A 23294-nucleotide genomic window follows, 5' to 3' on the forward strand; every position below is an offset into this window, starting at 1 on the left:
CTCAAACCCGACTCAAGTGGCCGCTTGCAGCACACCCTTGACCAGGTGCAAATGCCGGTCACAACGCGCGGCCAGTTGCGTGTCGTGGGTCACCACCACAAAAGCGGTGCCGCGCTCACGCGCCAGTTGCATCATTTGCTCAAACACGCCATCGGCGGTCTCACGGTCCAGGTTGCCCGTGGGTTCATCGGCCAGCACGCAAGCTGGCTCATTGACCAAGGCACGGGCCAGCGCCACACGCTGGCGTTCGCCGCCCGACAGCTCCGAAGGCCGGTGGTGCAGGCGTTCACCCAAGCCCACACGCTGCAGCCATTGCGTTGCCAGCGCCGCCGCTTCGGTGCGATCTTGCCTGCGAATCCACAACGGCATAGCCACGTTGTCCAGCGCACTGAACTCGGGCAACAAATGGTGAAACTGGTACACAAAACCTAGATAGCGGTTGCGCCACAGGCCTTGCTCTGCCGCGCTCAAGGCCGACAGCAACTGGCCCTTGAGTTGCACCGAGCCTTGGGTGGGGGCATCGAGTCCGCCCAATAAATGCAGCAATGTGCTTTTACCCGAACCCGAAGCGCCCACGATGGCCAGCGTTTCGCCGGCACGAACCTCCAGGTCCACCCCTTGCAGCACGGTCACATCCAGACGGCCTTCGCTGAAACGCTTGGTCAAGCCTTGGGCTTTCAAAACGATCTCACTCATAACGCAGCGCCTCTGCAGGATTGACCTGGCTGGCGCGCCAGCTGGGGTAAAGGGTGGCCACAAAGGCCAGCACCAAAGAAATGAGCGCCACGGGCCAGATGTCACTGGCCAGCGGCTCGCTGGGCATGCGGCTGATCAGGTAAATGTCACGCGGCAAAAAGCTGGCATTGAACAGTGTTTCCAGCGCGGGCACGATCACGTCGATGTTAAAGGCCACCAGCAGGCCCAGCAACAAGCCGCTCATCGTGCCGATCACACCCACTGTGGCGCCTTGCACCACAAAGATCCCCATGACGCTGCGCGGGCTGGCCCCCAGAGTGCGCAAGATCGCGATGTCAGCCCGCTTGTCGGTGACGGTCATCACCAGCGTGCTGACCAGGTTGAAGGCTGCCACCGCCACGATCAGCGTGAGGATGATGAACATCATGCGTTTTTCGACCTGCACGGCTGCAAACCAGGTTTTGTTTTGCTGTGTCCAGTCGCGCACGAAAAAAGACGGCCCTAAATCCAGTTGCAAATCGCGTGCGACCTCCCGGGCAAGGTGCAAGTCCTTGAGCTTTAAACGCACCCCGCTGGGGCCTTCGAGACGGAACATGCGGGCAGCATCGTCCACATGCATCAAGGCCAGCGCCGAGTCGTATTCGTAATGGCCTGATGAAAATGTACCCACCACGCCCATTTGCTTCATTCGGGGCACCACGCCTGCCGGCGTGACTTGGCCTGAAGGCGACACCAGGGTCACTGGGTCACCGGTCTGTAGACCCAGATTGCTGGCCAAGTCGCGGCCCAACACCAGGCTGAAGGCCCCCGACTGCAAGCGGGACAACACGCCCACCTGGGTCTCCGACGTCAGGTCGCTGACTTCGGGCTCCAGCGCCGGATCGATGCCCCGCACCAGCACGCCCTTCATGTCTTCGCCCCGCGCCAGCAAAGCCTGCGCCGTGATGAAAGGGGCCGCACCCACCACCTGGGGGTGCGCCTTCAGGCGGGCCAGCAAAGCCGGCAAGTCGGCTACCGCAGCGCCATCTGTGGCATAGACCTCGATGTGCGAGACCACGCCCAGCATGCGGTCACGCACCTCTTTTTGAAAGCCGTTCATCACGCTCAACACAATGATCAGTGCCGCCACCCCCAGGCCAATGCCCATCATGGACACGCCAGAGATGAAGGAAATGAAGCCGTTGCGCCGGGTGGCGCGGCCTGCGCGCGTGTAACGCCAACCCAGCACCAGTTCGTAAGGGATGTTTTTGAAAATAGACATAGGTCGCTATTGTGACCAATCGATCGGTGACCGTGTCCGCCCGCGCAGCAAAGCCTGCGGCTGGGTAGCCTTGGCGGTTTTCTGCGCGAAGAACCGTCAGCTTTTTCGAGCCCGTTGTTATGCAGGGGGCGTGCGCATTTCAAAAGCCTTGCACGCCATGCGTTTAAGCTCTCAGTTTTGACAACGCCTTGCACGGCGCTCCAGCCTGTTGCCCCCATTGTCCAGCCCATGAACCACCCTGCCCTGCCTTTGTTTCCCGGTTTTGCGCACCAGCAGATCGAAGTCGCCCCAGGCCTGCACATCTCGGCCATGCTGGGTGGCCAAGGCCCTGGCTTGTTGTTGTTGCACGGGCACCCGCAGACCTTGGCGATCTGGCACAAGGTGGCCCCCACTTTGGCCCGCCACTTCAGCGTGGTGGCGGCCGACCTGCGGGGTTATGGCGACTCGTCCAAACCCGAGGGCGGCCCGGACCATGCCGCTTATGCCAAGCGCAGCATGGCGCAAGACCAAGTGGTTTTGATGCAGCGCTTGGGCTTTGACCAATTTCATGTGCTGGCGCATGACCGAGGGGCCCGTGTGGCCCACCGGCTCGGCATGGACCACCCGAAGGCGGTGCGCCAGATGGTATTGCTCGACATCGCGCCCACGCTGGCCATGTACGCCCAAACCACCGAGGCCTTTGCACGGGCTTACTGGCATTGGTTTTTTTTGATCCAAGCGCAACCCTTGCCCGAACGTTTGATTCAGGCCGACCCGGCCGCCTACGTGACCGATGTCATCGGCAAGCGCAGCGCCGGGCTGGCCCCGTTCGATGCGCGGGCGCTGGCCGAATACCAGCGCTGCTTGGCCCTGCCGGGCGCAGCCCACGGGCTGTGCGAGGACTACCGGGCCTCGGCGGGCATTGACCTGGTGCACGACCGGGAAGACACCGCCAAGGGGCGGCGGCTGGAGATGCCCATTCAAGTGCTGTGGGGCGAGCAAGGCGTGGTGCAGCGCTGTTTTGACCCGCTCAAGGAATGGCAAAAAGTGGCCAAGCAAGTCAGCGGCCAGGCCATGCCCTGCGGCCACTACATCGCCGAAGAAGCCCCTGACGCCTTGCTGGCGCAGGTGCTGCCGTTTTTGAACCAGACGCCCGCATGAGCCAACACAACCGGCGCGGCATTCTCACCATGACCGGGGCCATGGTGTTTTTTGTCGTCAACGATGCGCTGGTCAAGTGGGTCAGCACCGACCTGTCCACGCCGCAACTGATTTTTGTGCGCGGCGTCATGACCACCGCCTTGTTGCTGGCCTTGGCGGCCTGGATGGGCCAATTGAGCTTGTGGCGCAGCGCGCTCATCACCCGCTCGGTGCCCACCCGGGCCCTCGTCGACAGCCTAGCCTCCTTCACCTACCTCACGGCGGTGTTCCACATGCCGCTGGGCAATGCCACGGCGATCAACCTGGCCGGTCCCTTGTTTTTGACGGTGCTGGCGGTGTTCTTTTTGCACGAACGGGTGAGCCTGGGCCGCTGGGCTTTGATCTTGTTGGGCTTTGCAGGCGTGCTGCTGGTGGTGCAACCGCGTGCGGGCGAATTCAACGCCTACGCTTGGCTGTGCCTGTTGGCCGCCATGCTGCACGCCGGGCGCGATTTTTTGACACGCCTGGTGCCCGCCCAAGTCCCCTCTTTGCTGATCACCTTGTCCACCGCCATCATGGTGACGCTGCTGGCGGGGGTGTGGAGCCTGTTCGAGCCTTGGCGAGCCATGAGCGCGACGCACATCGGGCAGTTGTTCGCTGCGGCCATGTGCTTGGCAGCGGCTTACCACCTGCTCACGCTCAGCATGCGTTTGGGCGACATGAGCGTGATCGGGCCTTTTCGCTACAGCGGCTTGCTGATGGCGCTGCTGCTCGGATACCTGATGTGGGGCGATGTGCCCAACGGGCTGGCTTGGTGCGGCATTGCACTGGTGGTGGCCGCGGGTTTGGGCTTGCTGCAGGCCGAGCGCCTGCGCAAGCAGGCCTTGCTGGCCATGGAGTGAGCGGCACACGGCCATACCTGCTGGCTTTGCACGCTAGCGACAGGCCACAGCCAGCGCCTGATCAATGTCCCACAGGATGTCGTCCAGATTTTCCAGGCCGACTGAGATGCGCACCATGTCGGGTGGCACGCCTGCGGCCAGTTGCTGGGCTTCGTCGAGTTGGCGGTGGGTGGTGCTGGCGGGGTGACTGATCAGGGTGCGGGTGTCCCCAATGTTGACCAGATGGCTCATAAACTGCGCCGACTCGATGAACTTGACCCCTTGGGCCAAACCGCCTTTCACGCCAAAGGACAACAGGCCCGAGGCACCGCGCATCTGGCGCATCAGCAAGGCGTGTTGCGGGTGATCGGCCAGGCCCGGGTAATTGACCCAGGCCACGCGTGGATCAGCTTGCAGGTATCGGGCCACACCCAGCGCGTTCTCGCAGTGCTTTTGCATGCGCAAGGGCAGGGTCTCGACGCCTTGCAATATTTGCCAGGCGCTCATGGGGCTGAGCGCGGCGCCAAAAACGCGCAGGCTTTCCATGCGGCAGCGCATGGTGAAGCCAAAGTCGCCAAAGGTCTCGTAAAACTTCACGCCGTGGTAGCCCTGCGAGGGCTCGGTCATACCCGGAAATCGGCCGTTGTCCCACGGAAACTTGCCCCCTTCAACCACCACTCCACCCAGCGTGGTGCCGTGCCCCGCCAGGTATTTGGTGGCCGAATGCACCACGATGTCGGCGCCCAGCGCCAGCGGGTTGCACAGCAGTGGGCTGGGCACCGTGTTGTCAATGATCAGGGGCACGCCATGCGCGTGGGCCACATCGGCCACGGCGGCGATGTCCAGCACCACCATGCTCGGGTTGCCCAGGCTTTCAGCGTACACAGCTCGGGTATTGGGCCGCATGGCAGCCGCAAAAGCCTCGGGCTGGGTGGCATCAACAAAGCTGGTTTCGATGCCGAACTTGGCCAGACTCACAGCCAGCATGGTGACCGAGCCACCGTACAAAGCGCCAGCGGCCACCACATGGTCACCTGATTGCAAGAGGGTCATCAAGGCCATGGTTTCAGCTGCCATGCCTGACGCACTGGCCACGGCGGCACGTCCGCCTTCCAGCGCGGCCACCCGCTCTTCGAGCACCGCCACCGTGGGGTTGCTCAGGCGCGAATACACATTGCCAAAAGTCTGCAGGTTGAACAGCGAAGCCGCATGCTCGGCGCTGTCAAACACGAAGCTGGTGGTTTGGTAAATCGGCAAAGCCCGGGCACCTGTGGCCGCATCGGGAATTTGACCGGCGTGGATGGCCAGGGTTTCAGGGTGGAATTTACGGTCGGTCATGGTGGGCAAAAAAAATGTGGCTGGATGCCAGGGGAAGGGGTCCTTCAAACAGGGGCAGTACCGTGGTGATGCCCTTGGGAAAAGCTCACAACATTCGGCGCGCTGAGATGATGCCTGTGTTGACACCGACCCAGTTCAGGCCACCAAACAGGCGGGCATGTTCGATCTTGACGCAACGGTTCGTGACCGAATCCAGACCGGCCTGGCGTGCCAAGGCATCGGCCTCGGGGTTGGCCACGCCCAGTTGTTGCCACAGGCAAAGAGCGCCGATCTCTACAGCTTGCTGGGCAATCGGCAACACATCCTCAGCACGCCGAAAAACATCGACCATGGCCACCTTGAACGGGATGTCGTTCAGGCTGGCATAGCAGGTTTCCCCCAGCACCTGGCCCCCCGCGTATCGCGGGTTGACAGGCACGATGCGAAAGCCACGCGACTGCATGTACTTGGCCGCGAAATAACTGGGCCGATGCCATTCGGCTGACAAACCCACCACAGCGATGGTGCGGCAAGTGGTGAGAATGCGCCGCAGCGCGTGCAAATCATTGTTCATGGCATCTTGTTAAAAAAATCAACATCCTCAAGCCCATCAGTAAAGCGTCTGCCCACTGGCTTTCATCTTTCGGGAAGCCCAGGTGGCGCAAAGGGAAAGAAACAGGCACACCGCCATCACCCCCAAGTAATGGCCACTGACGTCAAAGACCGCGCCCGCCAGCACTGGCCCCAGCAGATTGCCCAATGCGGCACCACTGTAAAGGGTACCGACCACACTGGCCACCGATTTTCCACCGAAGTAATCCATGCACAGGGCTGGCAAAAGCGACACGATGCTGCCATAACTCAGACCAAACCAAAGGGCAAACAAGGCCAGCAACACATGCCCGCTGGCGGCCCCCCACAACAAATAAGAAGCCCCCATGGACAGTTGCATCAGCACCAGGGTTTGCGCACGTCCCATCCGGTCAGCCACCAGCCCGATCGCAAAGCGGCCCACCAGACTGCCCACGCCAATCAGCCCGACCAGACCGACGGCCAGCGCCTCACTCAGGCCCAGATCGCGGGCAGATGCCGACACATGGGCAAAAGGGATGAACATGACGGGCGAGGCCAGCACGGTGGCCAGGTAAAGCCAGCGGAATGTGGGGGTGCGCAACGTCTCACGCAACGTCAGGCCACTGGCTGAGCCCCCTGACCCGCCGTTTTTGCCCGAACCGTTGCTGGCAGGCGCGCGTCGCAGCAAGGCCGCTGCCAACAGGCCCAGCAGCAAAACCCCCAAGGCAAGGGCGCGCATCGCATCGCGCCAGGGCATGGGGCCAATGGCCATGGCCACCAGCACCGGAACTAACAAGGTGCCCGCACCCACACCCGAACTGGCAATGCCCCCGGCCAGCCCGCGGCGGGTGGTGAACCAGGGCTGGACACTGGCAATCGATGGCGTATAGACCAGGGCAATGCCCAAGCCCACCAGCAAGCCGTAACTGAGGTACACCGCCAGCAAGGAAGTGGCCCAACTGGTGGCCAACAGCCCCAGTGCAATCAGGACCATGCCCGCCGAGCACACCAGGCGGGGGCCGAATCGGTCGGCCAGCATGCCGCCGCCGGCGCCCAGGACAAAGTAAACAAAGCCCGACAGGCCAAAAATCCAGGACACCTCCGCCCGTTGTGCCGAGAATTCGGCTGCAAACGGTTCAAAAAAAGCCGCGAACGAATAAGACACCCCAAAGATCAGCGCCAGGCACACAAAGGTGGCCCAAACCACCACCCAGGCATAGGGGGTCTCTTTCATGCGGTCTCCTGTGTTGTTGAAGTTTGGGTCATTGTGCCTTTGAAAATGCAGCCAGCCGTGCACCGGTAAGTGCCTGACAAGATCAGCCTTTTTGAATCGGGTAAATTCCCAAAACGCCCATAATGATTTTTCAAATCGCTTCAAAAGCCCAGCCATGAACGCCACAGAACGTGACCAACTGCAGCAATTTCTGAGCGCTTTGCGCCAAACCCGCGCAGACCCCAAAGAACCGATGGCCGACGAACTCATCCGCCAGGCGGTCGCAAGCCAGGCCGATGCGCCTTACTTGCTGGTGCAACGTGCCATGGGCCTGGGCATGGCCCTCGATGCAGCGCAAACCCGCATCCAGCAATTGGAAGCGCAATGCGCGCAGCAACAGGCCCTGTTACAAGGAGCGCAAGCGCCTGTGCCAGCGTCCAGCGGCTTTTTGATGTCCGGCGCGCAAGCCTGGGGCAGAGGTTCAGTGACACCGGCCATGTCCCCCACAGCAACTGCGAGCAAGCCCATGTCCGCCCCTGCCGCGAGCACGCCTGCCTTGACACCCCAGCCCAGCGCGAGTCCGTGGGGCGGTGGTTTGATGGCCCAGATGGCCACCACTGCAGCGGGCGTGGTCGCCGGAGGCTTGTTGTTTCAGGGCGTTCAAAGCCTTATGGGGCACAACACGCCGACGCCGAATGCGGCATCTCCCCTGAGCAGCGCTCAGGAAGAGCCCTTGCAGGGTCTGGTGTCACCAGCGGCAGAGCCTGCCGATGTGGCGGATGCTGGCGATGTGTCCTGGGACCAGGGCGAAGACTGGGCCTGATGTATGAACAAACCCCAACCAAAACACCAATCCAAAAGTCTTGAAGACGTGGTCCTCAAGTTCATCGAGAGAAACAACCGGGCCATCTGGGCGGTGATTTTTGCCATCGCCCTGGCGGTGATTTATGGCGTGAACTCGCGCTGAAGCGCAGCCTCATCGTCCTTTAACGCAAGCCCCCATCGGACTTGCAAAACCGGGCTGAAGCGGCACGAAGCCATGATGGCTTTGTGAAACCATCGGCTTCAGCCGCCAAGGACCCCGCGGCACGAGTGGACTCGACCGGGCCTGCGACAATCAATCCCCATGCACCTGATCATTCCGTACGCAGCCAGCCACGCTTTCATGGACCCAGCAGCCTGGATTGGTTTACAACTGCCCCACTTGCACACATTGTTGAACCTGTCGCAGCGCCAATACGCGCTGAAAGACAACGAAGACGTGCCCCTGCACATGCCGCACGAACGCCTCCTGGCCAAGGCATTGGGCTGGGCGCAAGACAACGCCGCCCTGCCCTGGGCCGCCTGGCACAGCGCACAACAAGGCCACCCCAGCACCGCGCCACAAGCCTGGATGACGCCCTGCCATTGGCAAGTCGGCATGGACCAGGTGGTGCTGCTTGACCCAGCCAGCCTGTTTTTATCCGACGATGAATCACAGCAATTGCTACAGGCCATGCAAGCCTTTTTACAAGAAGACGGCTTGCAAGTGACCTGGCACAGCGCCCTGGCTTGGCACGCGCAAGGCGACATGCTGGCCGAAATGCCCACAGCCTCGCTCGACCGGGTCATCGGTCAAAACGTGAAACCCTGGATGCCTGACAGCCCCTCCGCCCGTCACGCTGCCAGACCCTTGCAACGCCTGCAAAGCGAGATGCAGATGCTGCTGTACAACCACCCAGTGAACGACGCCCGTGAAGCGCGCAGACAACACACCGTCAATGCATTCTGGCTGCACGGGGCAGGCACCCTGTCCGCCGGGTCTGGCGCGCCCGCTCAGCCTGTGACCCTGTCCGATGCCCTGCGCACAAGTGCCTTGCGCGGTGACCTGCAAGCCTGGCAGCAAGCCTGGAAACAGTTGGACGCGACCGCCGTGGCCGACTTGCTCGAGCACTTCAAAGTCACAGGTCAGGCCACGCTGAGCCTGTGCAGCGAGCACGCCGCACACACCTACGAGGCTGCGCCTGCCACTTGGCAGAAGCGAATCACTCGCCTGTTTCACAACACCACACCTGCAGCGGTACTGGCCGCCCTGATCACCCCATGAATTTGCTGACCCGAGATGTACCGCCCCGAAGCGCATGGGCGCTGGAACAAGCCGGCATCCACCCCCTGTTGGCGCGCCTTTACGCAGCACGCGGCGTACAGTCCAAAGCCGAACTGGACGACGCGCTGAACCTGCTGCTGCCGCCGACTGACATGCTGGGTACCACCGAAGCTGCCCGGCTGCTGGCCGACGCCATGGCTGCCAACAAGCGCTTGTGCATCGTGGCCGATTACGACTGCGATGGTGCGACCGCCTGCGCAGTGGCCGTGCGCGGCCTGCGCATGCTTGGAGCGCTCAACGTGTCCTATCTGGTGCCCGACCGGGTGATCGATGGCTACGGCCTCACGCCCACCATTGCCGAACGCGTGCATGCCCAGGGCGCCGATGTGCTGATCACCGTGGACAACGGCATTGCCAGCGTGGCGGGCGTTCAGGCCGCGCAAGCCCTGGGCCTGCAGGTGCTGGTGACCGACCACCATTTGCCGGGCAGCGAACTGCCCACAGCCGAAGTCATCGTCAACCCCAACCAGCCAGGCTGCGGCTTTGCCAGCAAATCGATTGCGGGGGTGGGCGTGATGTTTTACGTGCTGCTGGCCCTGCGGGCCGAGCTGCGCCAACGCGGCGTGTTTGATGCCGCTGAGCCAGCGCCTGGCCGCCCCCAGCTGGTGGGCGTGGGGGCACGCCCTCAGCCCAGGCTGGACGCCCTGCTGCCGCTGGTGGCGCTGGGCACCGTGGCCGATGTGGTGCGGCTGGACCCCAACAACCGCCGCTTGGTGGCGCAAGGCCTGCGCCGCGTGCGCGCGGGTACCCTGCCACCGGGCATGGCAGCCTTGATGCGTGTGGCAAGCCGCGAAACCGCCAAAGCCACCACCTTCGACTTTGGCTTTGCCCTAGGGCCGCGCATCAACGCCGCGGGCCGTTTGGCCGACATGACCCTGGGCATCGAATGCCTGCTGACCGACGATGCAGGCCGGGCTGACGAGCTGGCCAAACAGCTGGATGCCATCAACCGCGAACGCCGCGTGATCGAGGGCGACATGCGGGAAATGGCCATGGAAATGGCCGAGTCGCTGTTTGACGAAGGCGACGAACCGCCCCCCGCCATTTGCGTGTTCGACCCGGATTTTCACGAAGGCGTGGTGGGCATCGTGGCCTCGCGCATCAAGGACAAACTGCACCGCCCCACTTTTGTTTTTGCCGCGAGCAGTGCACCAGGCAAAGAACACGAACTCAAGGGCTCGGGCCGATCCATTGCGGGCTTTCACTTGCGCGATGCACTCGACCTGGTGGCCAAGCGTGCGCCAGGCGTGCTGCTGCGTTTTGGTGGCCACGCCATGGCCGCGGGCTGCACGATTGCCGAAGAACAGCTCGATGTTTTTGAAGAAATGCTCAACCAAGTGGCCCTAGAGTGGCTGGATGCAGCCACCTTGCAACGACGGCTGGAAACCGACGGACCGCTGCCCGCTGAATACCGCCGGGTGGACCTGGTCGAGATGCTGCACCACGAGGTCTGGGGCCAGGGCTTTGCGCCGCCCGTATTTTGCGAAGAGATCGAGGTGGTCTCGCAGCGCTTGGTGGGCGAAAAACACCTGTCGCTCAAGATGAAGCACCAGGGTCAACCGGTGGATGGCATCTGGTTTGGCCGCACCGAGCCACTGCCCTCCAAGGTGAAACTGGCTTATCGGCTGGACGCCGACGAGTGGCAAGGCCAAAAGCGGGTGCGCTTTTTGGTGGAAGGCGCCGAACTCTGAAGAACGCTGGGCATCAGTGTTTGGTCGCCACCTTGGCTTGCAGGGCGTTGAGCACCGGCGCAGAAACGAGGCCCGAAACATCGCCGCTCAATTTGCTGATTTCGCGCACCAGCGTGCTGCTGATGTGCTGCACACCGGCACTGGTGTGCAAGAAAACCGTGTCCACTTCAGGGGCCAGATGGCGGTTCATACCGGACATCTGGGTTTCATAGTCATAGTCGGTGACCGAGCGCAGGCCACGCACAATGACCTGAGCGTTTTGGGCACGCACAAATGCCACGATCAGCCCATCAAAAGGCTGCGCCTTCACATTGGGGCAATCGGCCAGCGCTGCTTGCACCAGCGCCAGCCGCTCCTCCAGCGAAAACAGGGTGTTTTTATGGTGCGCATGGGCTACGGCAATGATGACCTCGTCAAACATTTGCGCAGCACGTCGAATGGCGTCTTCGTGCCCCAGCGTGAGCGGGTCGAAGGTGCCGGAATAAACAGCGATGACTGCGGCTTTGGCGGATCGGCTCATGGCGATGTCCTTGAGGGGCTTTGGCAGGCTTGAGTGGGCTTCGGTGTCCAGATCGGGATTATGCGGCGCGTTGCAACAAATGGGCATGCACGGCGCCTGCCTTGAGGTGGCGAATGCATTGCAGACCCAATGCTTCCAGCGCCTCAGTGGTCCATTGCACGGGCGCTTCCAGATAAATCCAGCCGCCAGCGGGCACGGCCTTGGTGGCTGCTTTCAGGGCGGGTTCAAACCAGGGGCCGTCAAACGGCGGGTCAATGAACACCAGGTCGACACTGCCCGCAGGCAAATGCCCCAAAAGGGTCACGGCGTCACCGCGCTGTACGTTGACCATGCTGGCTTTCAAGCGCATGGCGTTGTCTTGCAAGTCGCGAACCAGCACGGCATCTTGCTCGATCATCAGCACATGAACTGCGCCGCGAGATGCAGCTTCCAGCCCCAGCACACCGGTACCGGCAAAGGCATCCACGCAGCGCCAGCCGCTCAGGTCCTGCCCAAGCCAATTGAACAACGTCTCACGCACGCGGTCAGGGGTGGGACGCAGACCGGGCTTATCGATCACTTTGAGCCGGGTGCGTCGCCACTGCCCCCCAATGATGCGGACCTCGTGCGAGGGCTCGCCTTTGGGTGCCCGGTGAACGGGTTTTTTGGCGGCAGGTTGACGGACTTTTCCGCTGGCAGGTGGCCGTGAAGTTTTCGATGTGCGCATGGGCTGCAAGTGTATAGGCCATGGCGCGCACCCAAGTGCTTTACAAAAGATCTAAGCCACAGCCACAAAAGACGTGCCAAAAAAAACCAGCACGAAGCTGGTTTTTTCTTGGGCCACGGGCCGGGCCTCAGAGACGACAAACCCTACTCACTTGGCTGGGACGGCTGGGGTCGCCGCTTTGACTTCGGCCTTGACTGCAGCTTGATCACCCTTGGCTTGGACTTTCGCTGCTTTCTTTTCAGATTTGGCAGCGGCTTTTTTCTCGGCTTTTTCAGCCTTGGTTTTGGCGTCGGATTTAGCGTCTTTCATCTCAGTTTTTGCCGGAGCAACGGCTACGGCCGGTGTTGCAATAACTGCAGGTGCTGCAGCCGGGGCTTGGGCAAACGCACCGGCAGCAAAGAAACCGGCAACGAGAGTGGCGAGCAGCTTGGTCATAAAAAAATCCCTTGATTCAGGTTGTCAGTTCAACACCTTGTTGAACTTGTCACTACAACGCGGCCCCAGGACGCGCTGATGACCGTTCGTGGGCCGCAGTTGTAACGCCATGTGTTTTCAAACAAGCTTCGACGCACAGCAGATGCAGCATCGCTGCACAAGTGGCCACATGGCAGCCTTGGGCCTGACCCTGCACATGCGGCACATGCCCCATTTCGCACCACATATTTGAGCGTTCAGGGCACTTGCCAATAATGCGACGCAAGTTGCTGGCAGGTCAATGCATCAGGGCTGTGCACCCACCACCACCGTGACCATCCGATCGGGCTGCAGCACGCGCGCCATGGCCTGGCGAATGCCCTCAACACTGACTCGCTCGACTTGCTGCGTCCAGGTGTCCAGGTAGTTGAGCGGCAAGCGGTTCCAAGCGATGTTGGCCACGTTGTCCAGCAGTTTTCTGTTGCTGTCAATGCGCAGCGCAAAACCACCCACCAGGTTGGATTTGGCAGCCTGTAACTCGGCCTCGGTCGGCCCCTCGCGCACAAAGGCTTGCACGACGTCTTTGGCCACGGTCACCGCTTGCGACGCCTGGTCAGGTCGGGTTTGCAAGCCCACAGTGAAGGCCCCAGCGTGCAGGCCCGGTGAAAAGTAGCTGTAAACGCTGTAGCTCAGGCCCCGCTTCTCGCGCACCTGCTCGGTCAGGCGCGAAACAAAACCGCCGCCACCCAGAATGTGGTTGCCCACCAGCAAGGCAAAAAAGTCGGGGTCGCTGCGCTTGTAACCGGGCTGACCAATCAGCACGTGGGACTGGGCCGAATCAAAAGGGATATTCAGGTTTTTCGCCTCGGCCAAGGGGGCCACTTCGGCCACGGAGGGCAAAGGCTTGCAGCCCGATTCACGCGGCCACTGCGACAGCAAACGCTGCACCAGGGCATCGGTCTGTGCGCGGCTGAGCGCACCCACCACGCTGACCGTTGCACGACAAGTCTGCAAGGCCTGAGCATGCAAGCTTTGCAGGTCTTGTGCACTGATGCGCGACAAGGATTCGGGTGTGGTGCGGTAGCCGTAAGGGTGCGGGCCATAGACCGCCGAGGCAAAGCGATGCTGCACCTGGGTGCCGGGCTTGGTCAGCGATTCACGGATCGAAGCACTCAGGCGCTCACGGTCACGCAGCCAGATCGCTTCGGGGAACGCCGGATGGGCCATTTGCCGGGCGGCCAAGGCCACCGCCTTGTCCAGCAGGTCGGGGTAACTCAGGCTGCGCAGCGAAAAACTCAGGCGGTCTGCGCCCGCGCTGGCGCCGAAACTGGCCCCCAGATCGGCCCAGGCTTCACCGATCTGGTTTTCGTCCATGGCTGGCGCATAGGGGCCCTGGGCTTTCGGGTGGGCCCGCATGCCATGGGCGATTTGCCCTGCCATGATCGAGGCCAGACCCGCCTGCCCTGCCGGGTCGCGACGGCTGCCTGCATCGAGGTCAATCTGAACATCGACCATGGGAATGGCGTGGCTCTCGACCAAGTAAACCCGCGCGCCGCTGGGCTGCGTCCAGTGCTGAATGGGCAAGGCCGCTTGCGCCCAGCTCGAAGCGGCATACAACGCGAGCAGCAAGCTGGATCGCAGCAGCGCGTTCGGGGCCATCGACAGGGAAGGGATCAAGGACATTTTGTTGGGGACTTTCATGACAACGCGCTCGCTCAATGCCTGGCGCCTGGCACAGCACGCCGGGCGCGGGGCTGCCCCGACACCGGCTGGGGCCGCAAAATCGCCACCGTGAGGCTGTCGTCACCGAAATACTTTTGCGCGACTGCTTGCACCTGCGCAGGGGTCACTTGGCGAAGTCGAGAAATCAGTTGAGCGCCATGGTCAGGCGGCAAGCCCAACGTCCAGGCCACACCCAGTTCGCGGGCCTGGTTGAAAACCGAGTCGAGCTTGTAGATCTCGCTGGCGACCCACTGGGTCTTGACGCGTTGCAGCTCGGCTTCGGTCACGCCTTCGGTGGCTACGCGCTGAATTTGGGCGCGCAAGGCAGCCTCCAGGGTTTCAGGACTTTGGCCCTGGGCGGGCACACCGTCCAAGTAAAAGAACTGCGGGCCACGGCCTATCAAGCCATTGTGCGCCCCGACACTGTCGGCCAAGCGCTTGTCACCCTGGGTCAGGGCTCGCTCCAGGCGCGCACCGCTGTAACCGTCCAACACCGCCGCCAGCACCGTCAAAGCCAGGGCATCGTCGTGCTCGGGGGTCACATCCAGGCTGGCCAGACGTGGCACCTTGAAAGCCAAAGCCACGTAAGACTGCTCGGCGGGTGCTTTGAACTCGAAGCGGCGCAAACCCTGCTGCAGCGGCTCTTGCCGGGGCTTGCGCTCGGCCAAAGGCCTGGCCGCAATGGCACCGTAATATTTTTCTGCCAAGGCCTTCACTTGCAGCGGATCAACATCACCGGCCACCACCACAATGGCATTGCCAGGCGAGTACCACTTGCGGTAAAAATCACGTGCATCTTGCGCCGTCATGGCCTCCAGGTCGCTCATCCAGCCCACGATGGGGCGGCGATAGGGCGAAGCCGACAAGGCCGTGGCAGACAGCATCTCGTGCAACTGCGCGCGCGGGTTATCGTCGGTGCGCAGGCGGCGTTCTTCCTTGACCACCTCCAATTCTTTGGCAAATTCGGCGTCAGGCCACTGGTTGTTAGCAAACCGGTCGGCCTCAAGGCGCATCACAGCCTCCAGTTGACTGGCAGGAATTTGTTGAAAGTAGCCGGTGTAATCCTTCGAGGTGAAGGCGTTTTCACGCCCCCCCAGAGCGGCAACGCGGCGCGAAAACTCACCTGCCGCTAAGCTGGGCGTCCCTTTGAACAGCATGTGCTCGAGCACATGCGCCACCCCGCTGGTGCCGTCCACCTCGTCCATCGAACCCACCCGCAGCCAGACCATGTGCACGGCAGTTGGGGCACGGCGGTCGGGTTTGACCCAGAGCGTCATGCCGTTAGGCAGGGTGAACGTGTGCACCTGGGCCGAGGGCACTGCACTTGACTGACGCTCAGTCCCAGCTGGCACCTTGCTGATTTGAGACGACTGTGCAGAGGCATGCCAGCCAGCCGTCGACAAGGCGATCGCCAGGAAAATGCCCAAGAGAATGTTCGGTTTCATAGAATGCATGATCCTTCAAATCCACGCCATGTTCAGTTTCTTCAAAAAAAAATCCCCTGCCGTTGAGGTCATATTGACCCCCGAGACCTCTATGAAGCCTGTTACAGCTTCGGCGCCGCTTGCTCAGCAGACTCTTGCTGTGGCTCCCGCCCAAGATGGGCAGCCATTCGAGGGCAAGGAACAGGTGGCCCCCGCTGCCCGTCAGGGCTGGCTCAACCGCCTAAAGACCGGTTTACGCAAAACCGGCGCCAGCATCACCACCGTATTCACGGGAACCCGGATCGACGACGATCTGTACGAAGAACTGGAAACCGCCTTGTTGATGGCCGATACCGGGGTGAAAGCCACCGAGCATTTGCTACAAGACCTGAAACGCCGCGTCAAAGAAGCCAAGGCCACTGAGCCGTCTCAGGTCAAAACCCTCCTTGCAGAGGCCATCACCGACCTGCTACAACCCCTGCAAAAGCCGCTGACCATTGGCAGCCACCAGCCCACCGTGATCATGGTGGCAGGCGTCAATGGGGCGGGCAAAACCACCTCGATCGGCAAATTGACCAAGCACCTGGCCGATGAAGGCCTGAGCGTGCTGCTGGCCGCGGCCGACACCTTCCGCGCGGCGGCCAAGGAACAACTGGCCGTCTGGGCCGACCGTAACACGGTCGAAATCGTCAGCCAGCAAGGCGGCGACCCGGCCGCTGTGAGCTTTGATGCGGTCAGTGCTGGCCGAGCGCGGGGGCGTGATGTGGTGCTGGTGGACACCGCGGGTCGCCTGCCCACTCAAGTGCACCTGATGGAGGAGCTGAAAAAAATCAAACGTGTGGTGCAAAAGGCCGACAGCACAGCCCCGCACGAGGTGCTGCTGGTGATTGACGGCAACACCGGCCAGAACGCGCTGGCCCAGGTGCGCGCCTTTGACGATACGCTGGGCCTGACGGGCCTGATCGTGACCAAACTGGACGGTACGGCCAAAGGAGGCGTTTTGTGCGCCATTGCCCGCGAAAGGCCCATTCCGGTCTATTTCATTGGCGTGGGCGAGCAACTCGAAGACCTGGAAACCTTCAACGCCCGCGAATTCGCACAAGCCCTGCTGAGTTGAGACTCCCGCTGAAGTGTCAGCCAGGGCACCGACTCCGCTCTCGGGTCAAAGCAAAATCATGGAAAACCCTAGGCCCAATTCGGCACAGGCCGCCAGCCATTAGCACTCGACGGTAGAGAGTGCTAAAATCTACACATTCTGAAAGGAGTTCTGGTATGAACATTCAAACTGGTTCGCCCACCACGGCCATCACGCTGAGCAATCCTTGGGCTGTGGTGCCCCCGCTCGGTCACCTTGACGCTTACATATCTGCGGTCAACCGCATGCCCATGTTGACCCTGGACGAAGAGCAGGAAGCTGCCCGACAACTCAAAGCGAATGAAGACCTCGAAGCAGCCCGCAAGTTGGTGCTCTCGCACTTGCGCTTGGTGGTGTCCATATCGCGCCAATACTTGGGCTATGGCTTGCCGCATGGCGACCTGATCCAGGAAGGCAACGTGGGTCTCATGAAAGCGGTCAAGCGATTTGACCCCGATCAGGGTGTGCGCTTGGTGAGCTACGCGATGCACTGGATCAAAGCCGAGATTCACGAATACATTCTGAAAAACTGGCGCATGGTCAAGGTGGCCACCACCAAAGCCCAACGCAAGTTGTTCTTTAACCTGCGCTCTATGAAGCAGGGCTTCAAGGCAGAGGCAGAGGCAGACGAAGGCACGCACCGCGACACCCTGACCCCTGACCAGGTCGATTCGATGGCCCGCAGCTTGAATGTCAAGCGCGAAGAAGTGCTGGAAATGGAAATGCGCATGTCCGGCGGCGATGTGCTGCTGGACCCGGCACCGTCCGACGACGGCGAGCTGGCCTTTGGCCCCATCGCTTACTTGGCCGATGTGAACCACGAGCCGACCGCCATGATCGAGGCACACCAGCGTGACGTGATGGCCAGTGATGGCCTGAGCACTGCTTTGGATGTGCTGGACGCGCGCAGTCGCCGCATCGTTGAAGAGCGCTGGCTCAAAGTGAACGACAACGGCTCGGGCGGCATGACACTGCACGACCTGGCCGATGAGTATGGCGTGAGCGCCGAGCGGATCCGCCAGATCGAAGTCGCAGCCATGAAAAAGATGAAGAAAGCCTTGGTCGAATTCGCCTGAAACCCTGAGCCGAAATCAACCCAAATTCGCCTAAGGCCATGGCTTGCGCATGGCATCACTTACCGCTGAGCAGGATCTTCGCATCAGCAGCCAAAGATGCTGCCCCACTGGCGTGGCGGTTGTAAAGGCGAACTCTGCCTTGGGGGTCAAAAGTAAAGCTGCCCGCCGAGTGGTCCATGGTGTAGCTGGTGGGTGTTTTGCCCTCGACTTTTTTATAGTAAATCTTGAAGTCCTTGGTGACCTTGGGCAGTTGCTCGGGTGTGGGGCGCAAGGCCACAAAGTCTGAACCAAAATTGGCCACATAGGCTTTCAGCAATTCGGGCGTGTCGCGCTCAGGATCCACCGTGATGAAAATGCTTTGTAGCCTGGCCCCATCGGCACCCAACAATTGTTTCGCTTCGGCCATCTCTTGCAAAGCGGTGGGGCAGACATCGGGGCATTGGGTGAAGCCAAAAAATACCACCACCACCTTGCCAGCAAAGTCTTTGAGGGTGCGCACCTGACCGTCCTGATCACTCAAAGACCAGCCTTGCGCATAGTCGGCACCGGTGATGTCCACACCGCGAAATGCTGGCTTGTCGTCAGCGCACCCCAGTAGCCCGCCGAGTGCGACAAGCCATGCCATCGCCAAGGCCCGTCTGGAAAAAGAACTGCGCTGAACCATGGTTGTGGCCTTAAAAAATGTAGTGGTCTAGCAGCAAAGCGGCAAACAGGGCGCTCAGGTGGATCAGCGAAAAGCGGAAGGTCTTGCGGGCCAGTTCATCCGAGTAACTGCGGAACAAAGCCACCGCATAGCCAATGAAGCCGACACTCAAAACGAGCGCTACGACCAAGTAGAGCCATGAACTCATGCCGTAAACAAACGGCATGAGGCAGGACGCCATCAAAACAATGGTGTACAGCAGGATTTGCAGCCGAGTGAATTCGTTGCCGTGCGTGACGGGCAGCATGGGCAGGCCCGACTTGCGGTAATCCTCGACTCGGTAGAGCGCAAGAGCCCAGAAGTGCGGTGGCGTCCACAAAAAGATGATCAGGAACAAGATCAATGCCTCTGGCCCGACTTGGCCCGTCATAGCGGCCCAACCCAGCACTGGGGGCATGGCACCACTGGCACCGCCAATGACGATGTTTTGTGGCGTGAGCGGTTTCAGAATCACGGTGTAGACGATGGCGTAGCCCACAAAGGTGGCAAATGTCAGCCACATGGTCAGCGGGTTGACCATCACATAAAGTACCGCCGAGCCCATGGCGCACAACACGCCTGAAAACAGCAGTGCCTGGCGGTCACTCAGCTCGCCCTTGGCGGTGGGGCGCCAGGCCGTGCGTTTCATTTTGGCGTCGATGGTTTTTTCGACCAGGCAGTTGAAGGCCGCAGCCGCACCCGCCACCAGCCAGATACCGATGCAGGCCCACAGACCCAGCTTGAGTTCGAGCAGGCTTGGGACGCCTGGAACAGCCAGCACCATGCCAATCAGGGCACAAAATACGATCAGTTGCACCACGCGTGGCTTGGTCAGCGCGTAGTACTGGCGCCAGGCGGAGTTTGGCAAATTGGCAGTGGCGGCGGTCATGCGGCAGGCCTTGGTGAGATGGGTGAACGAGAAAAAGCTTCCGCCCGACTGATGCTGAGCGCCCAGGTCAGGGTGATCACCATGGCGGCAGCGCCACCCGTGTGCAGCACAGCAGCCAACAAAGGCCAGCCGAGGACGACATTGCTCAGGCCTGTGGCGAACTGCAGAGCCGACAGTCCTAGCAACCATTGGCCAGCAGATCGAAGACCTGGCTGCAGACGCAAACGCCAACCGCACCAGACCAGCACCGCCAACACCAGCCAAGCGGCTGAACGGTGCACAAAGTGGATGGACGACAAAGCCACAAAGGGCAGGAGCTGACCATCGGGTGCATAACCCAACTCGCGCCACACACTGAAACCTTGCCAATTCATCTCGGGTACCCATTGGCCATTGCAGGTCGGAAAGTCGGGACAGGCCAGCACAGCGTAGTTGGTGCTGACCCAACCGCCCAAGGCAATTTGAAGCCACAACAAAGCAAAGCCTGCCCACAATCCCCTGTACAAGGCTGCTGGCAAGGGTCGAGAGCCAGCGCCGTCATAACGCACAGCCTGCGCCATGAGCAGGGCCAACAAGCCTATACCAAACATCAGGTGCAAAGTAACGATAGCCGGAAACAGCTTCATGGTGACGGTGAGCGCGCCAAAAGCGCCTTGCAGGCAGACCCACACCAGTGTGAACGTGGGCCACCATGGGCTGACGCCGCGGCTTGCTCGGCGCAACCACCAAGTCATGCTGGCGAGGGTCAAAATCAACACCCCCACCCCAGTGGCTAGGTAACGGTGAACCATCTCGATCCAAGCTTTGCCGTGGGTGACGGGGCCAGTGGGCATGGCGGTCTGGGCCGCAGAAATTTCGCTTTTGGCGCCGATAGGCGTCGCGCTGCCATAACAACCTGGCCAGTCAGGGCAGCCCAGCCCAGAGTCAGTCAGCCGCGTGAATGCCCCAAAGAGCACCAGGTCAAACGTCAAAAACAAAGTGATCAAAGTCAGGGCTCTCAAACGCCCAGAGGGTGTGGCGCTGCGCTGTTGCCACAGCCACCAGCCCAATGGCACAGCGGCCACAGCCAGGCCAACGGCCATCAGCTGAAAGACGGGCGCCAGGTTGTAAAGGTCGACTTCGCCCATAATCAGCGCCCCGCCTCGTCCCAAGACGATGAAGCCTTGAGCAAACGATCCAGATCGCGCTTGGCTTTGGAGGCACTGGGCACATCCATGTTGGCAGGAAAACGCATCATGAAGTTGCCCATCGGGTCAATTACATACAAGTGGTCTTGCAGTTGCTGGCCCTGTGCAGGGCTGATCCAGCTTTGCAGCGTGGCCTGGTCCAGCCGCAACACGTGTGCCATGCTCAGAGCGGGCAACAAGATTTCGGCCACGGGCGCATCGTCAGTGATCAGCCAGACACGGTCGAGTCGATCTTTTTCACGGCCGAGTATTTCGCGCAACTGCCGCTGGAAATACAGGTTTTGCTGGCAACGCTCGGCGCATACCCCCGAGGCCACATTCACCAGCAACCACTGCCCCTTCAGGCTTTCCAAGGCGACCACTTCGCCTTGCAGGTTTTTAGCCGAGGCTTGCGGCATGTCTTTTTGCGGCTGAATCAATTCGCCGTAATTGCGGCGCCCCTCCGGGCGCAAGACGTAGTACGTGAAATAGGAGGCAATGACTGGCGAAGCGCAGATCAACAGCATTGCCAGCATTTTCCAGCGGCCCATACGGGAGCGTTGTGCATCAGCCTGAACAACATCCCCAGGGCGGGGCATGTCGTGTACCGTCATGGCCAAGGGACTGTCAGACAGTTCGTTTTTTTCGACGGGGTTGGACAATTTGAAACCAGACATAAAGTAATGCGATCAGGCCACTGAGGCCAAACCATTGAAAAGCGTAGCCATAGTGTTTATCAACACCACTGCCCAACACTGGCCATTCGCGCAGCAAACCTTCAGAGGCTGCGCCCGACTGCAGCAATGTGACTTCCAGCAAATCCAGACCCGTTTCTTGTCGGAATGACCACAAGTCTAGATTTTGCCGTATCGGGCCTTGCTCAGCCCCGCCAAAATCATAGAGCCTTGATGGCCATGGGGCCAAATGACCTTGAACCTCGACCCTGCCTTCAGGCGTTTGAATGGCTGGCAAGGCTGCACGGTCTGTAAAGGACCTTTGCGCCCAGCCACGCTGGACCAACAGAACCACTCCTGAGTCCTGAATCTCGAAAGGCGTCAGCACAAAAAATCCTGGTTTGGCATTCATTTGCCGGTTTTCCAAGTAGATCGTGTGCTTTGGCAACCAGCGGCCCACCAGAGCGATACGACGGTGCATCAACCCGGCACGTTGCTGTTCAGAATCATGCGCGCCGCCCAGCGAACGAGCATCGAGCGCCTGCATGGCCGCTTGCTTCGTTTTATTGTCTTGCAAGCCGGTTTTTTGGGCCGCCCGGTCCAATTGCCACAGCCCCAAAGAGCCCGTGATTCCAACCGCCAACACCGCGACAAGGAGCACAAGCCATCTTTGCCACACCGGGGTTTTCTCAGTCATTGGATAATGCGTTCATGAAAATTTTGGTTGCTATCGCGTTTGTTGCCATATTGGTGAGTTTGGTCTCGGCCTTGATCTACATGATGCGGGGCGGCACGCCACCTGCCGAAGGCCAAGCGCCCAAGACTGGCACCATGGTCAAAGCCCTGGCTTTTCGGGTCGGCTTCTCCATTGTCCTGTTCATTTGCGTGCTGATTTCCTGGAAGATGGGCTGGATTCAACCGACTGGCATCCCCTCGGGTGCCTGAGGATTGGTTGGTAACGCCAAGGCCATAAGCTGGTGTCTACTGAAACACATCGGTTCCCACCAGCAGCAACTGTTAACTTAAGAAAAAAGCGCCCAAAGGCGCTTTTTTGTTGCGTCTAGGGGAGGCTTTATAGCCAGTACACCAAGATGTACAAGCCCAACCACACCACATCCACAAAGTGCCAGTACCAAGCGGCGCCTTCAAAACCGAAATGGCGGTCTTTGGTGAAATGGCCCTTTTGCAAACGCAAGGTAATAAACAGCAGCATCAACATCCCCACCAGGACGTGGAACCCGTGAAAACCGGTCAGCAAATAAAACGTCGACCCATACATGCCAGAAGACATCTTCAGGTTCAAATCATTCCAGGCATGGACGTACTCATAACCCTGGACAAACAAGAAAGTGACGCCCAGCAGCACTGTCATCCACATGAATTTGATGGTCTTGCTGCGGTCACCACTTTGCAAGGCGTGGTGGGCAATGGTCAAGGTCACCCCCGATGTCAAAAGCAGCGCTGTGTTAATGGTGGGCAACCAAAAAGGGCCCATGGTCTGGAAGGGCTCAACAATGCCCGCTGGCGAAGTGGTGGCCCCAGCCACCAGACTCGGCCAGGCGGCTTTGAAGTCAGGCCACAGCAAGGCGTTTTCGAGGCTGCCCAGTTCAGGAACCGAATGCGAACGGGCCCACCACAACGCGGTAAAAAAAGCACCGAAGAACATGACTTCAGAAAAAATGAACCAGGTCATGCTCCAACGGAAGGACAGGTCAATCTTTCGACCGTACAGGCCGTCTTCACTTTCACCAATGGCTTGCTTGAACCATTGGTACAACACGGTCAGCCACCAGATCATGCCGAAGTAAAGCATGTACATGCCCCATTCGACACCATTGATCCATTGTCCTGCGCCCACAATGACGAAAAACAAACCGATGGCAGCCATCACAGGATGGCGCGAAGCATCTGGGACGAAGTAATAAGGCGTGGTGCCGTGTGTTGCTGAACTCATGGAAACTCCTGCTCTCTCTGCTTGCGAAAACTAAT

25 protein-coding genes are annotated in these 23294 nt (G+C 60.5%); 9 read left to right on the top strand and 16 right to left on the bottom strand.

The window, feature by feature from the left end; all coding sequences use genetic code 11:
- Positions 1-12: 12 nt before the first annotated feature.
- Both lolD and ACIQ3A_RS01645 read right to left on the bottom strand, forming a co-directional pair.
- Positions 13-696, bottom strand: coding sequence for a lipoprotein-releasing ABC transporter ATP-binding protein LolD (gene lolD, locus ACIQ3A_RS01640; protein ID WP_396430012.1), 684 nt, complete (start codon positions 694-696; stop codon positions 13-15).
- Positions 689-1957: a lipoprotein-releasing ABC transporter permease subunit gene (locus tag ACIQ3A_RS01645; protein ID WP_396430013.1), complete on the bottom strand. Its 1269-nt coding sequence runs from the start codon at positions 1955-1957 to the stop codon at positions 689-691. Before ACIQ3A_RS01645 ends, lolD begins: the two co-directional genes overlap by 8 nt.
- 228 nt (positions 1958-2185) lie before the next feature.
- Between ACIQ3A_RS01645 and ACIQ3A_RS01650 the strand changes: the two genes are divergently transcribed.
- Positions 2186-3097, top strand: a complete 912-nt coding sequence (locus tag ACIQ3A_RS01650; protein ID WP_396430014.1) for an alpha/beta fold hydrolase — start codon at positions 2186-2188, stop codon at positions 3095-3097.
- Entirely contained in the window at positions 3094-3978 is an 885-nt protein-coding gene (locus ACIQ3A_RS01655; protein ID WP_396430015.1) for a DMT family transporter, read from the top strand. Before ACIQ3A_RS01650 ends, ACIQ3A_RS01655 begins: the two co-directional genes overlap by 4 nt.
- 33 nt (positions 3979-4011) lie before the next feature.
- Here the strand turns inward: ACIQ3A_RS01655 and ACIQ3A_RS01660 are convergent, their stop codons facing one another.
- The 3 genes from ACIQ3A_RS01660 to ACIQ3A_RS01670 all read right to left on the bottom strand — a co-directional run bounded on the left by ACIQ3A_RS01660 (position 4012) and on the right by ACIQ3A_RS01670 (position 7081).
- Complete coding sequence (locus tag ACIQ3A_RS01660) at positions 4012-5295, bottom strand: O-acetylhomoserine aminocarboxypropyltransferase/cysteine synthase family protein (RefSeq protein ID WP_396430016.1); 1284 nt, start codon at positions 5293-5295, stop codon at positions 4012-4014.
- 85 nt (positions 5296-5380) lie between these two features.
- Positions 5381-5848: a CoA-binding protein gene (locus ACIQ3A_RS01665; RefSeq protein WP_396430017.1), complete on the bottom strand. Its 468-nt coding sequence runs from the start codon at positions 5846-5848 to the stop codon at positions 5381-5383.
- 36 nt (positions 5849-5884) lie between these two features.
- Entirely contained in the window at positions 5885-7081 is a 1197-nt protein-coding gene (locus tag ACIQ3A_RS01670; protein WP_396430018.1) for an MFS transporter, read from the bottom strand.
- A gap of 154 nt (positions 7082-7235) precedes the next feature.
- Here ACIQ3A_RS01670 and ACIQ3A_RS01675 point away from each other — a divergent pair, with 154 nt between their 5' ends.
- The 4 genes from ACIQ3A_RS01675 to recJ all read left to right on the top strand — a co-directional run bounded on the left by ACIQ3A_RS01675 (position 7236) and on the right by recJ (position 10897).
- Complete coding sequence (locus ACIQ3A_RS01675) at positions 7236-7883, top strand: DUF2076 family protein (protein WP_396430019.1); 648 nt, start codon at positions 7236-7238, stop codon at positions 7881-7883.
- 3 nt (positions 7884-7886) lie between these two features.
- Positions 7887-8027: a hypothetical protein gene (locus tag ACIQ3A_RS01680; RefSeq protein ID WP_396430020.1), complete on the top strand. Its 141-nt coding sequence runs from the start codon at positions 7887-7889 to the stop codon at positions 8025-8027.
- 159 nt (positions 8028-8186) lie between these two features.
- Positions 8187-9146 (top strand): hypothetical protein, encoded by a 960-nt coding sequence (locus ACIQ3A_RS01685; RefSeq protein ID WP_396430021.1) that lies wholly within the window; start codon positions 8187-8189, stop codon positions 9144-9146.
- On the top strand, positions 9143-10897 hold the full coding sequence (gene recJ / locus ACIQ3A_RS01690) for a single-stranded-DNA-specific exonuclease RecJ (protein WP_396430022.1): 1755 nt from the start codon (positions 9143-9145) through the stop codon (positions 10895-10897). The genes ACIQ3A_RS01685 and recJ overlap by 4 nt, the downstream gene beginning before the upstream one ends.
- 13 nt (positions 10898-10910) lie before the next feature.
- On the opposite strand, the gene coaD is transcribed toward recJ, so the two are convergent.
- From coaD to ACIQ3A_RS01715, 5 genes are all read right to left on the bottom strand, one after another.
- Positions 10911-11417: a pantetheine-phosphate adenylyltransferase gene (coaD, locus tag ACIQ3A_RS01695; RefSeq protein WP_396430023.1), complete on the bottom strand. Its 507-nt coding sequence runs from the start codon at positions 11415-11417 to the stop codon at positions 10911-10913.
- A gap of 58 nt (positions 11418-11475) precedes the next feature.
- Positions 11476-12123 carry a 16S rRNA (guanine(966)-N(2))-methyltransferase RsmD gene (rsmD, locus tag ACIQ3A_RS01700; RefSeq protein ID WP_396430024.1) on the bottom strand — a complete coding sequence of 216 codons (648 nt, stop codon included), beginning with the start codon at positions 12121-12123 and terminating at the stop codon, positions 11476-11478.
- Positions 12124-12270: 147 nt separating this feature from the next.
- Positions 12271-12558, bottom strand: a complete 288-nt coding sequence (locus ACIQ3A_RS01705; RefSeq protein ID WP_396430025.1) for a cell envelope biogenesis protein TolA — start codon at positions 12556-12558, stop codon at positions 12271-12273.
- A 285-nt stretch (positions 12559-12843) separates the two neighbouring features.
- Positions 12844-14238 carry a M16 family metallopeptidase gene (locus ACIQ3A_RS01710; RefSeq protein ID WP_396430026.1) on the bottom strand — a complete coding sequence of 465 codons (1395 nt, stop codon included), beginning with the start codon at positions 14236-14238 and terminating at the stop codon, positions 12844-12846.
- A gap of 14 nt (positions 14239-14252) precedes the next feature.
- Positions 14253-15704 carry a M16 family metallopeptidase gene (locus ACIQ3A_RS01715; protein ID WP_396430027.1) on the bottom strand — a complete coding sequence of 484 codons (1452 nt, stop codon included), beginning with the start codon at positions 15702-15704 and terminating at the stop codon, positions 14253-14255.
- Positions 15705-15732: 28 nt separating this feature from the next.
- Here ACIQ3A_RS01715 and ftsY point away from each other — a divergent pair, with 28 nt between their 5' ends.
- Positions 15733-16800, top strand: coding sequence for a signal recognition particle-docking protein FtsY (gene ftsY / locus ACIQ3A_RS01720; protein WP_396430028.1), 1068 nt, complete (start codon positions 15733-15735; stop codon positions 16798-16800).
- A gap of 155 nt (positions 16801-16955) precedes the next feature.
- On the top strand, positions 16956-17894 hold the full coding sequence (gene rpoH, locus ACIQ3A_RS01725) for an RNA polymerase sigma factor RpoH (RefSeq protein ID WP_396430029.1): 939 nt from the start codon (positions 16956-16958) through the stop codon (positions 17892-17894).
- 55 nt (positions 17895-17949) lie between these two features.
- Here the strand turns inward: rpoH and ACIQ3A_RS01730 are convergent, their stop codons facing one another.
- Genes ACIQ3A_RS01730 through ACIQ3A_RS01750 form a run of 5 tightly spaced genes read right to left on the bottom strand, consistent with a single transcriptional unit; the run spans position 17950 to position 22002 of the window.
- The gene (locus tag ACIQ3A_RS01730; protein ID WP_396430030.1) at positions 17950-18519 is read right to left on the bottom strand and encodes an SCO family protein; all 570 of its coding nucleotides are present in this window, start codon (positions 18517-18519) and stop codon (positions 17950-17952) included.
- Positions 18520-18568: 49 nt separating this feature from the next.
- Positions 18569-19465, bottom strand: coding sequence for a heme o synthase (cyoE, locus tag ACIQ3A_RS01735; RefSeq protein ID WP_396430031.1), 897 nt, complete (start codon positions 19463-19465; stop codon positions 18569-18571).
- A complete protein-coding gene (locus ACIQ3A_RS01740; protein ID WP_396430032.1) occupies positions 19462-20592 on the bottom strand; it encodes a heme A synthase in 1131 nt (376 codons plus the stop codon). Before ACIQ3A_RS01740 ends, cyoE begins: the two co-directional genes overlap by 4 nt.
- A gap of 2 nt (positions 20593-20594) precedes the next feature.
- Positions 20595-21308: a hypothetical protein gene (locus ACIQ3A_RS01745; protein ID WP_396430033.1), complete on the bottom strand. Its 714-nt coding sequence runs from the start codon at positions 21306-21308 to the stop codon at positions 20595-20597.
- Complete coding sequence (locus tag ACIQ3A_RS01750; RefSeq protein WP_396430034.1) at positions 21259-22002, bottom strand: SURF1 family protein; 744 nt, start codon at positions 22000-22002, stop codon at positions 21259-21261. Before ACIQ3A_RS01750 ends, ACIQ3A_RS01745 begins: the two co-directional genes overlap by 50 nt.
- 14 nt (positions 22003-22016) lie before the next feature.
- On the opposite strand from ACIQ3A_RS01750, the gene ACIQ3A_RS01755 reads away from it, so the two are divergent.
- Positions 22017-22250, top strand: coding sequence for a twin transmembrane helix small protein (locus tag ACIQ3A_RS01755; RefSeq protein WP_396430035.1), 234 nt, complete (start codon positions 22017-22019; stop codon positions 22248-22250).
- Positions 22251-22377: 127 nt separating this feature from the next.
- On the opposite strand, the gene ACIQ3A_RS01760 is transcribed toward ACIQ3A_RS01755, so the two are convergent.
- The gene (locus ACIQ3A_RS01760) at positions 22378-23259 is read right to left on the bottom strand and encodes a cytochrome c oxidase subunit 3 (RefSeq protein WP_396430036.1); all 882 of its coding nucleotides are present in this window, start codon (positions 23257-23259) and stop codon (positions 22378-22380) included.
- Positions 23260-23294: the final 35 nt, after the last annotated feature.

The sequence above is a fragment of the Limnohabitans sp. genome (genome assembly GCF_044361985.1).
Lineage (GTDB): Bacteria > Pseudomonadota > Gammaproteobacteria > Burkholderiales > Burkholderiaceae_C > Limnohabitans_A.

Coding starts and splice junctions, on each gene's coding strand:
- ACIQ3A_RS01665 (WP_396430017.1), bottom strand. CDS start 5,848: ATGAACAATGATTTGCACGCGCTGCGGCGCATTCTCACCACTTGCCGC.
- rpoH (WP_396430029.1), top strand. CDS start 16,956: ATGAACATTCAAACTGGTTCGCCCACCACGGCCATCACGCTGAGCAAT.
- ACIQ3A_RS01645 (WP_396430013.1), bottom strand. CDS start 1,957: ATGTCTATTTTCAAAAACATCCCTTACGAACTGGTGCTGGGTTGGCGT.
- ACIQ3A_RS01710 (WP_396430026.1), bottom strand. CDS start 14,238: ATGAAAGTCCCCAACAAAATGTCCTTGATCCCTTCCCTGTCGATGGCC.
- ACIQ3A_RS01670 (WP_396430018.1), bottom strand. CDS start 7,081: ATGAAAGAGACCCCCTATGCCTGGGTGGTGGTTTGGGCCACCTTTGTG.
- ACIQ3A_RS01745 (WP_396430033.1), bottom strand. CDS start 21,308: ATGTCTGGTTTCAAATTGTCCAACCCCGTCGAAAAAAACGAACTGTCT.
- ACIQ3A_RS01685 (WP_396430021.1), top strand. CDS start 8,187: ATGCACCTGATCATTCCGTACGCAGCCAGCCACGCTTTCATGGACCCA.
- ACIQ3A_RS01705 (WP_396430025.1), bottom strand. CDS start 12,558: ATGACCAAGCTGCTCGCCACTCTCGTTGCCGGTTTCTTTGCTGCCGGT.
- ACIQ3A_RS01755 (WP_396430035.1), top strand. CDS start 22,017: ATGAAAATTTTGGTTGCTATCGCGTTTGTTGCCATATTGGTGAGTTTG.
- recJ (WP_396430022.1), top strand. CDS start 9,143: ATGAATTTGCTGACCCGAGATGTACCGCCCCGAAGCGCATGGGCGCTG.
- ACIQ3A_RS01740 (WP_396430032.1), bottom strand. CDS start 20,592: ATGGGCGAAGTCGACCTTTACAACCTGGCGCCCGTCTTTCAGCTGATG.
- ACIQ3A_RS01660 (WP_396430016.1), bottom strand. CDS start 5,295: ATGACCGACCGTAAATTCCACCCTGAAACCCTGGCCATCCACGCCGGT.
- coaD (WP_396430023.1), bottom strand. CDS start 11,417: ATGAGCCGATCCGCCAAAGCCGCAGTCATCGCTGTTTATTCCGGCACC.
- cyoE (WP_396430031.1), bottom strand. CDS start 19,465: ATGACCGCCGCCACTGCCAATTTGCCAAACTCCGCCTGGCGCCAGTAC.
- ACIQ3A_RS01750 (WP_396430034.1), bottom strand. CDS start 22,002: ATGACTGAGAAAACCCCGGTGTGGCAAAGATGGCTTGTGCTCCTTGTC.
- lolD (WP_396430012.1), bottom strand. CDS start 696: ATGAGTGAGATCGTTTTGAAAGCCCAAGGCTTGACCAAGCGTTTCAGC.
- rsmD (WP_396430024.1), bottom strand. CDS start 12,123: ATGCGCACATCGAAAACTTCACGGCCACCTGCCAGCGGAAAAGTCCGT.
- ACIQ3A_RS01760 (WP_396430036.1), bottom strand. CDS start 23,259: ATGAGTTCAGCAACACACGGCACCACGCCTTATTACTTCGTCCCAGAT.
- ACIQ3A_RS01675 (WP_396430019.1), top strand. CDS start 7,236: ATGAACGCCACAGAACGTGACCAACTGCAGCAATTTCTGAGCGCTTTG.
- ACIQ3A_RS01655 (WP_396430015.1), top strand. CDS start 3,094: ATGAGCCAACACAACCGGCGCGGCATTCTCACCATGACCGGGGCCATG.
- ACIQ3A_RS01715 (WP_396430027.1), bottom strand. CDS start 15,704: ATGAAACCGAACATTCTCTTGGGCATTTTCCTGGCGATCGCCTTGTCG.
- ACIQ3A_RS01650 (WP_396430014.1), top strand. CDS start 2,186: ATGAACCACCCTGCCCTGCCTTTGTTTCCCGGTTTTGCGCACCAGCAG.
- ACIQ3A_RS01730 (WP_396430030.1), bottom strand. CDS start 18,519: ATGGCATGGCTTGTCGCACTCGGCGGGCTACTGGGGTGCGCTGACGAC.
- ACIQ3A_RS01680 (WP_396430020.1), top strand. CDS start 7,887: ATGAACAAACCCCAACCAAAACACCAATCCAAAAGTCTTGAAGACGTG.
- ftsY (WP_396430028.1), top strand. CDS start 15,733: ATGTTCAGTTTCTTCAAAAAAAAATCCCCTGCCGTTGAGGTCATATTG.